10 protein-coding genes are annotated in these 13,323 nt (G+C 66.1%); 1 reads left to right on the forward strand and 9 read right to left on the reverse strand.

All coding sequences use genetic code 11. The annotated features are described in order from the left end of the window. Positions 1 to 235 precede the first annotated feature (235 nt). The 8 genes from FLG15_RS07465 to FLG15_RS07500 all read right to left on the reverse strand — a co-directional run bounded on the left by FLG15_RS07465 (position 236) and on the right by FLG15_RS07500 (position 12,039). On the reverse strand, positions 236 to 2,005 hold the full coding sequence (locus tag FLG15_RS07465) for an ABC transporter transmembrane domain-containing protein (protein ID WP_039569046.1): 1,770 nt from the start codon (positions 2,003 to 2,005) through the stop codon (positions 236 to 238). Further along, positions 2,002 to 2,604: an IMPACT family protein gene (locus FLG15_RS07470; protein WP_057678268.1), complete on the reverse strand. Its 603-nt coding sequence runs from the start codon at positions 2,602 to 2,604 to the stop codon at positions 2,002 to 2,004. Before FLG15_RS07470 ends, FLG15_RS07465 begins: the two co-directional genes overlap by 4 nt. Positions 2,605 to 2,870: 266 nt before the next feature. Beyond that, entirely contained in the window at positions 2,871 to 3,464 is a 594-nt protein-coding gene (locus FLG15_RS07475; RefSeq protein WP_057678267.1) for an LOG family protein, read from the reverse strand. Positions 3,465 to 3,678: 214 nt separating this feature from the next. Further along, positions 3,679 to 5,115 (reverse strand): dihydrolipoyl dehydrogenase, encoded by a 1,437-nt coding sequence (gene lpdA, locus FLG15_RS07480; protein ID WP_150145772.1) that lies wholly within the window; start codon positions 5,113 to 5,115, stop codon positions 3,679 to 3,681. Positions 5,116 to 5,356: 241 nt separating this feature from the next. Next, on the reverse strand, positions 5,357 to 6,571 hold the full coding sequence (gene sucB, locus FLG15_RS07485) for a dihydrolipoyllysine-residue succinyltransferase (protein ID WP_057678265.1): 1,215 nt from the start codon (positions 6,569 to 6,571) through the stop codon (positions 5,357 to 5,359). A 42-nt stretch (positions 6,572 to 6,613) separates the two neighbouring features. Further along, positions 6,614 to 9,442 carry a 2-oxoglutarate dehydrogenase E1 component gene (locus FLG15_RS07490; RefSeq protein WP_057678264.1) on the reverse strand — a complete coding sequence of 943 codons (2,829 nt, stop codon included), beginning with the start codon at positions 9,440 to 9,442 and terminating at the stop codon, positions 6,614 to 6,616. Between the two features lie 180 nt (positions 9,443 to 9,622). Further along, positions 9,623 to 10,555 (reverse strand): GNAT family N-acetyltransferase, encoded by a 933-nt coding sequence (locus FLG15_RS07495; RefSeq protein WP_057678263.1) that lies wholly within the window; start codon positions 10,553 to 10,555, stop codon positions 9,623 to 9,625. Next, entirely contained in the window at positions 10,552 to 12,039 is a 1,488-nt protein-coding gene (locus FLG15_RS07500; RefSeq protein ID WP_150145774.1) for a ribosomal protein uL16 3-hydroxylase, read from the reverse strand. The genes FLG15_RS07495 and FLG15_RS07500 overlap by 4 nt, the downstream gene beginning before the upstream one ends. Before the next feature lie 343 nt (positions 12,040 to 12,382). Here FLG15_RS07500 and FLG15_RS07505 point away from each other — a divergent pair, with 343 nt between their 5' ends. After that, positions 12,383 to 12,646 (forward strand): PDZ domain-containing protein, encoded by a 264-nt coding sequence (locus FLG15_RS07505; protein WP_057678272.1) that lies wholly within the window; start codon positions 12,383 to 12,385, stop codon positions 12,644 to 12,646. Between the two features lie 120 nt (positions 12,647 to 12,766). Here the strand turns inward: FLG15_RS07505 and FLG15_RS07510 are convergent, their stop codons facing one another. After that, entirely contained in the window at positions 12,767 to 13,267 is a 501-nt protein-coding gene (locus tag FLG15_RS07510) for a DUF3060 domain-containing protein (protein WP_057678261.1), read from the reverse strand. Positions 13,268 to 13,323: the final 56 nt, after the last annotated feature.

The following is a 13,323-nucleotide window of genomic DNA, read 5'->3' on the forward strand; positions in this document are numbered from 1 at the left end:
ACATCGGATTGCGTGGGAGCGCACGGCCGGCGTGGCCGGTGAGACAAGACGGGCCACGTGCGGCGGGCGAGTGCAGCGGCAGCGCGTCCGGCGAGGGTGGGCGAACCGCGGTCACCGCAGTGTACGAGCGGCGCAGGCCGATGCCGAGCGAAGGCCGCGCCCGTCTCGCGGCGAGCGCAGTCGTTTCGCTGGCTGCGCCAGGTGCCATCGCTGGCACGACGGCGCCTGGCGACGCTCATTGGTCGATGAACTGCAGCCGCGCCAGCTCCGCATACAGACCGCCTTCGGCGATCAACTGCGCATGCGTACCCTGCGCAACGATGCGCCCGGCATCCATCACCACGATGCGGTCGGCCTTGAGCACGGTGGCCAGGCGGTGCGCGATCACCAGCGTGGTGCGGCCTTGCATCAGCCGCTCCAGCGCCTGCTGCACGGCGCGCTCGCTTTGCGCATCGAGCGCGCTGGTGGCTTCGTCCAGCAGCAGGATCGGCGCGTCCTTGAGCAGCGCACGTGCAATCGCCACGCGTTGCTGCTGGCCGCCGGACAGGCGCGTGCCGCGCTCACCCAGTTCGCTGGCGTAGCCCTGGGGCAGGGCGCGGATGAACACATCGGCTTCGGCCGCCGCCGCCGCCGCTTCCACCTCGGCATCGCTGGCCTGCAGGCGCCCGTAGCGGATGTTGTCGGCCGCGCTGGCGGCAAACAACGTGGGTTGCTGCGGTACCAGCGCGATGTGCTCGCGCAACAGGACCGGGTCGACCTCGCGCAGGTCGATGTCGTCGATACGCACCTTGCCGCTGTCCGGGTCGTGGAAACGCAGCAGCATCGACAGCACCGTGCTCTTGCCCGCACCGGACGGACCCACCAGCGCCACGGTTTCGCCGGGGCTGACATGCAGGTCGAACCCGTCCAGCGCCGGCGCGTCCGGGCGTTGCGGGTAATGGAAGACCACCCGGTCGAAATGGATCGCGCCGCGCAGCGGCTGCGGCAAGGCCTGCGGCGTGGCCGGCGCCACGATCAGCGGTTGTTCGTCGAGCAATTCACTCACTCGGCCCATGCCGCCGGCGGCACGCTGCAACTCGTTCCAGACCTCGGCCAGCGCCCCGACCGAACCGCCGCCGATCATCGCGTACAACACGAACTGGCCGAGCGTGCCGGGCGTCATGCGGCCAGCAATCACATCGTGCGCGCCAAGCCACAACACCGCGACGATCGCACCGAAGATCAGCATGATCGCCACCGCGGTCACGGTGGCCTGAGTGCGGATGCGCACCTTCGCGGTGTCGATGGCGGTCAACAGTGCCGTACTGAAACGTTGGCTTTCGTAACGCTCGCGCGCATGCGCCTGCACGGTGCGCACTGCGCCCAGGGTTTCGGCCGCCAGCGTATTGGCATCGGCCACACGGTCCTGGCTTGCGCGCGAAATCTTCTGCAGGCGGCGTGCACCCAGCACGATCGGCAGCACTGCCAGCGGGATGCCGATCAAGGTGAAGCCGGCCAGCCGCGGGCTGGTGACGAACAGCATGACGATGCTGCCGATCACCGTGACCGAACTGCGCAAGGCCACCGACATGGTGGTGCCGATCAGCCCACGCAGCAATTCGCTGTCGGCCGACAGGCGCGACACCAATTCGCCGCTGCGGCTACGGTCATGAAATCCGGCGTCCAGGCCGATCAGGTGCGCATACAGCCGGCCGCGCAAGTCGGCGACCACTTTTTCGCCCAGCAGTGCGACGAAATAGAAGCGCGCCGCCGTTGCCAACGCCAGCACGACCGAGACTGCGAACAGCAGCGAGAACGCCTGGTTGATCTGCGCATCGCCGGAGAAGCCTTGGTCGATCATGCGCTTGACCGCTGCGGGCAGGCTCAGCGTGGCGGCAGCGGAAATCGACAGTGCGACCAGCCAGGCGGCGAACAGGCCGCGCTGGCGTTGGACGAATGGCCACAAGGTGCGCAGGCTGCCCAGCTTCCGCAACGGGCTGGGACGTGCAGCGGCTGGCTCGGTCATGCGGCTTCCGGGGTTGAGAGATGGACACGATTGCGAGTGGCGTCGCACAGGCGGGTTTTCAAGCCGGCGAGCTGATCGGCAGGCAGTTGCACGCGCAACGCTGCACCCTCGGCGTCGAAGTGTTCGTCCAGTTTGTCGGCATGGAAGGCCGCCAGTGCTGCGTGCACCAGGCCCAGATCGTCGAACCGGCACTGTACCTGCACCAGCGACAACGCGATCAGTGGTTGTCGCGTTGCCAGCCGCAGGCACTCGGCCGCGGTACCGCCGTAGGCGCGCACCAGCCCGCCGGCACCGAGCTTGATGCCGCCATACCAGCGCGTGACCACCACCACCACCCGATCGAAGCCCTGGCCATCGATGGCGGCCAGGATCGGCCGGCCGGCGGTGCCGCTTGGCTCGCCGTCGTCGCTGGAACGGTAGTCCTGCCCGAACCGGTAGGCCCAGCAGTTGTGCGTTGCGTCCGGCACTGCCACGCGCTGCACGATCTCCAGCGCATGCGCGGGAGCCTCCAGTGCGGCAGCGTGGGCCAAAAAGCGACTGTGCTTGATGTCCAGACTGTGGTGCGCATCAGCGGCGAGGGTATCGAGCATCGCCGCCATTCTATGCGAGGCGGTACGGCGGATTGCCGCAGCCATCGTGACTGCCGTTGCAAGCTGGCAACACCGCGCCGTGTACGTGCCATCGTGCTGCAGCACCTGCGCAGGGTCGCAGTGACGACAGGTGGTGCGACCACGTGGCATCGTGCTTGCCGACGCCGCTGCAGCCGCGACGTGCGCCTGTCATCGTGGGTCGGGCGACCAGAGAGCGGCGCCTCGGCAAGCCGGCCGACGCGCGGTGAGACGACGTTTGTCTTGGCTGCTTTCGCTCACACCAGGGTGGAGCGACGCTTCTCGTCGATCCACTTCGATGCCTGCGCGGGCGTGTAGTGCTGCATCCATTCGAGCATCTGCTCGATATCTGCGCCGTACCACAGGTCGGTGCGTTGATCCGGATGCAGGAAGCGCTCTTCCACCATGCGATCGATCATGCCGATCAGCGGCGCGTAGAAATTTTCGATATCCAGGAAGGCGCAGGGCTTGTTGCCGATGCCGAGCTGCCGCCAGGTCAGCATCTCGAAGATCTCTTCCATGGTGCCGAAGCCGCCGGGCAGGGCGACGAAGCCATCGGACAACTCGAACATGCGCATCTTACGCTCGTGCATCGAGCCGACGATCTCCAGTTCGGTCAGGCCGCGGTGGGCCACTTCCCAGTCCGCCAGTTGCTTGGGGATCACGCCTGTGACCTGGCCGCCGGCAGCGAGGACGGCGTTGGCCACCGTGCCCATCAGACCGACGTTGCCGCCGCCGTAGACCAGTCGCAGGCCTTGCTCGGCAATGCGCGTGCCCAGGGCAGTGGCGCGTTCGGCATAGGCCGGTTTGTTACCGGCATTGGAGCCGCAATAGACGCAGATGCTTTTCATGGGATTCGGAATTGGGGATTGGGGATTCGTAAAAACGGGCGCCCGATGCGTCGATGCCATCTAGAGGCCCGCCGAAATGAACGTTGCGGATTGTTTTGACCGTGCCTGAAAAACATAACGCCGGGTTTTTAGCCCGGCGTCATGTGCTTGCCGGGAGAGGATCAGGAGAGGGAGTCGTTTACGAATCCCCACGCCCGAATCCCGAATCCCGGTGTTAGTTGGCCTTGTGGATCGCGCGCTTGCTGACCGCCATGGCGGCGTCGTGGATCGCTTCGGACAGCGTCGGATGGGCGTGGCAGATACGCGCCAGGTCGTCGGCCGAGCCGTTGAATTCCATCGTCAGCACACCTTCGTGCACCAGCTCGGACACGCCCACGCCCACCAGGTGCATACCCAGCACGCGGTCGGTTTCGGCATCGGCGATCACCTTGACGAAGCCGGCCGGCTCGCCCATGGCCACCGCGCGACCGATCGCCGCGAACGGAAAGCTGCCGGCCTTGTAGGCAACGCCTTCGGCCTTCAACTGCTGCTCGGTCTTGCCGACCCAGGCAATTTCCGGCTCGGTGTAGATGACCCACGGAATGGTGTCGAAGTTAACGTGGCCGGGCAGGCCGGCGATCAGTTCGGCCACCGCGATGCCTTCCTCGAAGCCCTTGTGCGCCAGCATCGGGCCGCGCACGCAGTCGCCGATCGCCCACACGCCATCGACGCCGGTGTGGCAATGGCCATCGACCTCGATCTGGCCGCGGTCGGTGACATTGACCCCGGTGCCCTCGGCCAGCAGGTTCTTGGTCGCGGCCTTGCGGCCCACGGCCACCAGCAGCTTGTCCACGGTCAGGGTCTGCTCGCCGGTCGCGTCGGTGTAGCTCAGCACCACCTGCTTGGCGTCGCCGCTGCCGGTGATCTCGGTCTTGCTGACCTTGGCGCCCAGCTTGATGTCCAGGCCCTGCTTCTTGAATTCCTTCAGTGCGGTCTTGGCCACTTCGGCATCGGCCAGCGCCAGGAAGTCCGGCAGCGCTTCGAGGATGGTGACCTCGGCGCCCAGGCGCTTCCACACGCTGCCCAGCTCCAGGCCGATCACGCCGGCACCGATGACGGCCAGACGCTTGGGCACGGCGGTGAAGTCCAGGCCGCCGACGTTGTCGACGATGGTGTCGCCGTCGAACTTGGCGAACGGCAGTTCGATCGACTCCGAACCGGCCGCCAGGATCACGTTGGTGCCCTTGAGCTCGATCTCGCCGCCTTCGTGCTGGCTCACCTTGACGATGTTGCCCGGCTGCAGCTGGCCGAAACCGTAGTACGGGGTGATCTTGTTGGCCTTGAACAGCATCGCGATGCCGCCGGTGAACTGCTTCACGATCTTGTCCTTGCGGCCGATCATGGTGGGCACGTCCATCTTGGCGTCGTTGAAGCTGATGCCGTGGTCGCCGAACAGGTGACCCATGTTCCAGAACTGGCGCGAGGAATCCAGCAGCGCCTTGGACGGGATGCAGCCCACGCGCAGGCAGGTACCGCCCAGGGCGGGCTTGCCGTCCTTGCCCAGTGCTGCGTCGATGCAGGCGACCTTCATGCCCAGCTGGGCCGCGCGGATGGCGGCGTGATAACCGGCCGGACCAGCACCGATGACGACGACGTCGTAGTTTTCAGCCATTTCTAGAGTCCTTTGCCTTTCCCTTCTCCTGCGGGAGAAGGTGGCGCGTAGCGCCGGATGAGGGTGCGCTGTGGTCGCTTTCCGGGTATTCCCGATATGAAGCAAACCACTGCGAAATGGAGTTAGTGAACAGCCGATAGTTCGCCCCTGTGGCTCGCGGCGGCTCATTCTTCATTGCTGAGTCGGACGCAGTTGCCTGGCGCCCCCAACCCCTCTCCCGATGGGAGAGGGGCTTTGAGGCTTACAGGCCGAACAGCATGCGGCCCGGGTTTTCCAGCTGGTTCTTGATGTCGACCAGGAACTGCACCGAATCCTTGCCGTCGATGATGCGGTGGTCGTAGGACAGCGCCAGGTACATCATCGGGGCGATCACGACCTGGCCGTTCTCGGCGATCGGACGCTCCTTGATCGCATGCATGCCCAGGATGGCGCTCTGCGGCGGGTTGATGATCGGCGTCGACAGCAGCGAGCCGAAGGTGCCGCCATTGGTGATGGTGAAGGTGCCGCCCTGCAGGTCGTCCAGGCCCAGCTTGCCGGCGCGCGCCTTGGCGGCGTAGTCGGCGATGCCCTGCTCGACGTCGGCAAACGACTGGCGCTCGACATTACGCAGCACCGGCGTGACCAGGCCCTTGTCGGTCGATACCGCGATCGAGATGTCGCTGTAGCCGTGATAGATGATGTCGTCGCCGTCGATCGAGGCATTGACCAGAGGGAAGCGCTGCAGCGCGTTTGCGGCGGCCTTGACGAAGAAGCTCATGAAGCCGAGCTTGATGCCGTGCGCCTTCTGGAACTCGTCCTGCAGCTCCTTGCGTGCGGCCGACACCTTGGCCAGGTTGACCTCGTTGAAGGTGGTCAGCATCGCGGTGGAGTTCTTGGACTCCATCAGGCGCTTGGCAATGGTCTTGCGCACGCGGGTCATCGGCACGCGCTCTTCCGGGCGGGCGCCCGAGGCCTTGCCGACGCCGCCGGCCTTGGCGAAGTTGACGATGTCTTCCTTGGTCACCGCGCCACGACGGCCGGTGCCTTCGACCTGCGACGGATCCACGCCCTGGGTGATTGCGGAGAAGCGCGCACCTGGCGGCAGCGCATCGGCAGCGGACTTGGACGCAGCCGCAGGCGCGGCGGCGGCAGCCGGTGCCGGAGCGGCTGCTGGCGCAGCAGCGGCAGGCGCCGGTGCAGCGGCCTTCTTCTCTTCAGCCGGTGGAGCGGCAGCCACGGCGCCTTCTTCGATGATCGCCAGGATCTGGTTGCCGGTGACCGTGCTGCCGGTGTCGAACTTGATTTCCTTCAGTACGCCGTCGACCGGCGAAGGAACTTCCAACACGACCTTGTCGGTTTCCAGGTCGACCAGATTCTCGTCGCGCTTGACCGCTTCGCCGGCCTTCTTGTGCCAGCTGGCGATGGTGGCGTCGGAAACGGATTCGGGCAGTACCGGAACTTTGACTTCGGTGGCCATTCGGGGAGCGTCCTAGGGTTTTCGTTCTTTGGGGAAGAGGAGTTATTCAGCGACTTGGTCGTTGAACGGGTTGAGCAGCGCATCGGCAACCAGCTTCTGCTGCTCGATGATGTGGTCGGCCATGTGGCCGGCGGCAGGCGAGGGCGAACGGGCACGGCCGGCGTAATGCAGGCTCTGGCCGCTGGCCAGGCAGAAGTTGAGGTGGTGGCGGATCTGGTACCACGCACCCTGGTTCTGCGGCTCTTCCTGGCACCACACCACGTCGGTGGCGTTGGCATAGGCCTTCAACTCGGCGGCCAGCTGCGCACGCGGGAACGGATACAGCTGCTCCACACGCAGGATGGCGACATCGTCCTGGCCGCGCTTGGTCTGGTCTTCGAGCAGGTCGTAATAGACCTTGCCCGAGCACAGCACCACGCGCTTGACCTTGGCCGCGTCGGCCTTGGCGTCCGGGATCAGGTGCTGGAACTGCCCGTCGGCCAGCTCTTCCAGGCTCGACACTGCCAGCTTGTGGCGCAGCAGCGACTTGGGCGTCATCACCACCAGCGGCTTGCGGGTGGTCATGCGCATCTGGCGGCGGATCATGTGGAAGCACTGCGCCGGCGTGGTTGGCACGCAGACCAGCATGTTCTCCAGCGCGCACAGCTGCAGGAAACGCTCCAGACGTGCGGAGCTGTGCTCCGGGCCCTGGCCTTCGTAGCCATGCGGCAGGAACAGCGACAGGCCTGCGATGCGGCCCCACTTGGCTTCGCCGGCGGCGATGAACTGGTCGATCACCACCTGCGCGCCGTTGGCGAAGTCGCCGAACTGCGCTTCCCAGATGCACAGCGCATTCGGGTCAGTAGTGGAGTAGCCGTATTCGAAGCCCATCACCGCTTCTTCACTCAGCAGCGAGTCGATGACGGTGGCGTCTTCCGGGTTCTGCACCAGCTGGCGCAGCGGCAGGTAGTAATCGTCGGTCTTCTGGTCATGCAGGATCGCGTGACGGTGGAAGAACGTGCCGCGGCCGGCGTCCTGGCCGACCAGACGCAGCTTGTGACCTTCGGCCAGCAAGGTGGCGTAGGCCAGGTTTTCGGCAAAGCCCCAGTCGCCAAGCTGGTCGCCTGCCGCCATCTTGACGCGATCTTCGTAGATCTTCGCCACGCGGGCGTGCAGTTCGACGCCTTCGGGGATGGTGGTGATCAGCTTGGCCAGACGGTCCAGCTGCTCGCGCTTGACGCGCGTGTCTACCGGATCGGCAGCGGTGCCGACCAGGTACTTGGACCAATCGATGGCAAATTCGTCCGGCTTGCGCTTGGCCAGTTCGGTGGTGTACTCGCCCGAATCGAGCTTGTTGCGGTAGCCGTCCACCAGGGCCTTGGCCTCGTCGGCGCTCAGCACGCCTTCGCTTTCCAGCTTGGCGGCATACAGCTCGCGGGTGGTCTTGTGCTTGCGGATGGTCTGGTACATCACCGGTTGGGTCGCTGCCGGTTCGTCGGCCTCGTTATGGCCCCAACGGCGGTAGCAGACCAGGTCGATGACCACGTCCTTCTTGAACTGCTGGCGGAATTCGTAGGCCAGCTTGGACACGAACATCACCGCGTCCGGATCGTCGCCGTTCACGTGGAAGACCGGCGCGCCGATCATCTTGGCCACGTCCGTGCAGTACAACGTGGAGCGGGCGTCGTCGCGGGTGCTGGTGGTGAAGCCGATCTGGTTGTTGACCACGATGTGCACGGTGCCGCCGACCGCGAAACCGCGTGCCTGCGACATCTGGAACAGTTCCATCACCACGCCCTGGCCGGCGAATGCGGCGTCGCCATGGATCAGAATCGGCAGGACGGCCTTGCGCTCGGCATCGCCGAAACGCTCCTGGCGCGAACGCACGCTGCCGACCACGACCGGGTCGACGATTTCCAGGTGTGAGGGGTTGAACGCCAGTGCCAGGTGCACCTGCTTGTCGGTGCCGACTGCGATATCAGCCGAGAAACCCATGTGGTACTTGACGTCGCCGGTGTGCGCGCGGTCGTCATGGGCGTGCTCGAACTTGCCTTCGAATTCGTCGAACAGCTTGCGCGGGTTCTTGCCCAGCGTATTGACCAGCACGTTGAGGCGGCCGCGGTGGGCCATGCCGATCACGATGTCCTTGACCTGATCGTTGCCGGACTGGCGAATGATCTCGTCCATCATCGGGATCAGCGAATCGCCGCCTTCCAGCGAGAAGCGTTTCTGGCCAACGTACTTGGTGTGCAGGTAGCGCTCCAGGCCTTCGGCAGCGGTGAGCCGCTCCAGGGTGCGCTTGCGGCTGGCCGCATCGCCGGCAATCTTGCCGCCGGCGTCTTCCAGGCGCTTGTAAATCCACTGGCGCTGGTCGAACTCCTGGATGTGCATGAACTCGGCGCCGATGCTGCTGGCGTAAGTCGCCTTCAGGCGCGTCAGCAGATCCTTGAGCTTCATCCGCGGCTGGCCACCGATGCCGCCGGTGCTGAATTCGCTGTCCAGATCTGCCTGGGACAGGCTGTGGAACGGCAGGTCCAGGTCGGGCGGGTTGACCGGCGGGACCAGGCCCAGCGGGTCGAGCTGTGCGCCGAGGTGGCCACGGGCGCGGTAGGCAGTGATCAGACGACCAACATTGCGCTCGCGCTCGTCGCTGGCGCCTGCGCCGGTACCGGCGTTGGCAGCCTGCTTGGAGGCTGTGAGGATGTGGGCGATGGCCGCCGAATGCGGTACGTCACCGGCACCGCGACCTTCGAAACCATCGAAGTAGCTCTTCCACTTCGGATCGACACTGTCCGGGGCGACGAGGTACTGCTCGTACAGATCCTCGATATAGGCGGCGTTGCCGCCGGCGAGCTGCGATGACTGCGCGAACTGCTTTAGGAGATTATCCACGATGGTAAGTCGGGTCTGCTGTGGGGATGATTGTGCGGAAGCGGCAGGGCGAGATGCCCCGTCGGTCGGTCTCAAATCTCGAAAAATTATACCCCCTTGCGCTAGTGAGGGGGCGTCTGCAAGCTGACCGGCGGGGTAGACCAATTGCGCGCGCGCCTACGTGCGAGGGGCGCTGTGGGGTCAGATGCCGAGCGCGCGCGGCCCGTTCCAGAGCGCGCTGCGCTCCCATATCTGCGCGAATTCGCGCTCCAACTGGCGGCTGCGCGCTGCACCCGACAGCCAGGTTTCGCCATCATCGAAGCGATGACCCGTTGGACGAAAGTAGTAGGCGTCGTCGCCGACAACATAGGCCGATGCAAAACTTGCATCGACCGGGTCGCTGACCGCGCGGAACCGGAACACGCTGGGCAGGCGCTGTGCCAGGCGCAGCATCGCGCTGCTGCTGGCCGCGGCGCTGGCGGTGTCTTGCACCAGGACATGCACGCGCTTGTCGTGGCGGGCGGTGGCGAAACGGCGTAGCGCATCGAGCACCGCGGGGTTGTCGAACAGGGGCGGGTCCAGGGCGCGGGTGTAGATCAGCACCTGGCGGCGCGCGGCGCACAGCAGCCCGGTAGTGGCGGCCAAGGCTGCGGTGAAGGTGTCGACTGCCATCGGGCCGTCGAGGCGACGGTGCACGACGGTGCCGGGTGCATCTTGGGGCTGGCCGATGCGCTCGGCTGAAAAGAGGGGGGCAGCGTCGGGCAGGAAGCCCAGGCGTGCGAAGACCGCTTCCGCTGTGGGGGTGGGGCATGCGCGCAGGCTGGGCCAGCCGTGCCGCCGTGCCGCGTCGACCGCGGCAGCGAGCAGTTGGTCCGCCACGCCACGGCGGCGCCAGCCGGGCAGCACGCCGAGTCGGTCGAGACGGCGGTCGGCAGTGAGCCGCACCGAGGCGATCAGTTGGCCGTCGTCGGTGCGCGCTGCCAGATGCAGGCTGAGCGGGTCCAGTGCATCCCACTCGGCACCGCCGGTGTCGCCAGCGGTGTCGGTGGCACAGGCCAGCCGCAGCGCACGCAGTGCCGCGGCGTCGGCGGCCGGGTCCAGCGTGACGATCTGCGGTCTGGCGTGCGCGCTCATGCAGGCTTGGTAGCGTCGTGGCTGTTGTCGGAATCGGGCTCGTCGGCGATCGCGCTGTCGAGGTCCTCCGCGGCGTCGGCGTCATCGCCAGGTTCAACATCGGCCTCCAGCGCCTCTGCCGGGGTGTCGGCAGCGTCGGCAACCTGTTCGACATCGGCGTCGGTATCGATGTCTTGGTCCGTCTCCGGCGCATCATCCTCGACGTCTTCATCGTCGTGGTCGGCCGACACGCTCAGGGCATGCGCGTGGTCGTCGTCTGAAATGTCGTCCTCGGCATCTTCGTGGGCGCGCTGGTAGTGCCCCTGTGCCAGCAGCTCCAGCACCACCTCGCGGCCACGCGGCGACAACTGCGCGTACAACGTGCCGTCGATCTCTTCGACTGCAGCCAGCCGGGACGCATCCTTGGCCGACAGCGCAAACTCCAGGCCGCTGCAGAACAGCGTGGCGCCACGCTTGGCGCGCCGCCAGGCCAACCGCGACCACGGGTGGCGGTGCAGCAGCACGCCTTCTTCCAGCGCCTGCTCGACCGCTTCGCGCGGGATCGGCTCGGGCGCCGGCACCACGTCGCCGGAGGCGCGATAGGTGGTCATGAAACGGCCGAACCAGTCGCCCAGACGGTCGGGGTCGTTCATGCGCAGCGCGTTGAGCGCAGCGACCACGCGGTTCATCGCGGTGACGTCGATCTCGTAGGGGTCGGCCGGCAGCTTGAGGTCTTCGTCGTGATAGCGCACGGCCTCGTCCGCTGCGGCGATCAAGGTGTCCAGATAATCGCCGATCAGCTCGGCCGAGGAGGGGGCGCGGGTGCCGATGGAGAAGGTCAGGCAGGCGTCTTCGGCCACACCGTGGTGCGGGATCAGCGGCGGCAGGTAGAGCATGTCGCCCGGGCCCAGCACCCAATCGTGGGTGGGCTTGAATTCGCGCAGCAGCTTGAGCTCGACATCGTCGCGGAACGCCAGCGGCGTGGCCTTGCGGCCCTGGACGGTGCGTGCGTCGATCTGCCAGCGGCGGTGGCCCTGGCCCTGCAGCAGGAACACGTCGTAATGGTCCACATGCGCGCCCACCGAGCCGCCAGTGGCGGCGAAGCTGATCATGATGTCGTCGATGCGCCAGCGCGGCAGGAAGCGGAAGTGCTCCAGCAGGGCACGTACGTCGGCGTCCCATTTGTCCACGTCCTGCACCAGCAGGGTCCAGTCATGGTCGGGCAGGCCCGGGAAATCGGCTTCCTGGAACGGGCCGGTGCGCACGTCCCAGCGGTCGGTGGCTCGGTCGTGGCTGATCAGGCGCGCCAGCACGCCGTCTTCGCAGGCCAGCCCAGCCAGGTCTTCCGGCTGCAGCGGCGAGGCGAACTCCGCGAACGCGTTGCGGATCAACAGCGGGTGCTTGTGCCAGTAATTGCGCAGGAAGCGCTCGACCGGCATACCCAGCGGCTGTCCCGGACGGGCCTGGACTTCGATGGCAAGTGGGGTCGCTTTACGTACGGCCATGTGGGGTCCTTACACGATGTAGAAGAGAGTGCGGTGCGCGGCATCGGCCGGCGCCAATGGCCTATTGTCGACTGCCCGAGCCGGATGTGCACCTGTGCGGGGTGCATCTCACGCGTTGCCGGCGGCTGCCTTGGCACTGGTCAGGGTGTCCGACGGCACATGAGTTGGAAGTCCCTGACTGGAACACTGCGGCATCGCAGCCGTGGGGTGCTGCTCCCCTAGTCGGGAAATCGGGTGCGTGAATCGGCGGACGCTGATGTTGCTGTTGTTGACGGCGACGCTGGGGGGGCACGGCGCTGCGCAGGCCACCGATGACAAGGGTTGGTTCGGCCTGGGTTTTGAAGTGGAGGGCGAGGGGTTTTCATTCAATCCCACGCTGACCTCGGCCACGATCGATTCGGTGAAGCCGGTCTCGCCCGCAGCGACTGCCGGGCTGCAGGTCGGCGATGCGATCGTATCCGCGCAAGGCATCACGGTGGCCGGAAGCGGGGCCGACGTGCCCAAGCAGGCCGCCAACCGCAAGATCGGGCAGACCCTGCGTTTGGTCATCGTGCGTGGTGCGGCCGAGCCGCGCGAGGTGGCGCTGGTGGCCGCGCGGTGGCCGTGACGAGGTTCTACATCCGCATTGTCCCAAGCGGTATTGCTTGAGGGCATTGTCCAACGACGCGGCCGTGCAGCAACGCGCTGGTGCGCACGCCCACCTCTGCGGGTGTCGCACCAGCACGCATCACATCACTTTGTTACCGCTGCCACGGTCGTCCAGTGCGGGTTTGCTGGATGGGTTGACGGTGTTGTCGTTGCCCGAAAACCGTACCTGTTTGACGGCGCGCGCCAGCACCAGATTCTTGTTGCCCTGGATATCCACGGTGTCGACATCGGTCAGATTGAGCGTGTTGTCGTGACCGCTCACGCTGAGCTGACCGAGTTGCTCGTTGAGCACCGTGAAGTTGCTTCCCTCCAGCCGAATGCTGCGTGCGGTGTCCAGATTCATCGCGCCACGCGAGGCGGTGATGGTGACCGTGCCGCACTCGCCGTGCAGGATCCATTCGCTGTCATTGCGGGTCAGTCGGACGTCTTTGCCGGCACAGTCTGCGCCGCTGGCCGGATCGGTCAGGGGAGTGGAAACCCCCGACAGCGCCTGCGCAGCGGGGCCCTCGCCGCCGCATCCGTTCAGTGCAAGGACGCTTGCCAGCGTCAACAGTGACAGTGCCGTGTGAGTGACGCGCATCGCCGATCTCCTGAAGGTGAGGCCGGCACGATAGCAGTGCGGTTGGGTCATCCATG

The organism is Xanthomonas phaseoli pv. dieffenbachiae, assembly GCF_008639345.1.
GTDB classification, from domain to species: domain Bacteria; phylum Pseudomonadota; class Gammaproteobacteria; order Xanthomonadales; family Xanthomonadaceae; genus Xanthomonas; species Xanthomonas phaseoli.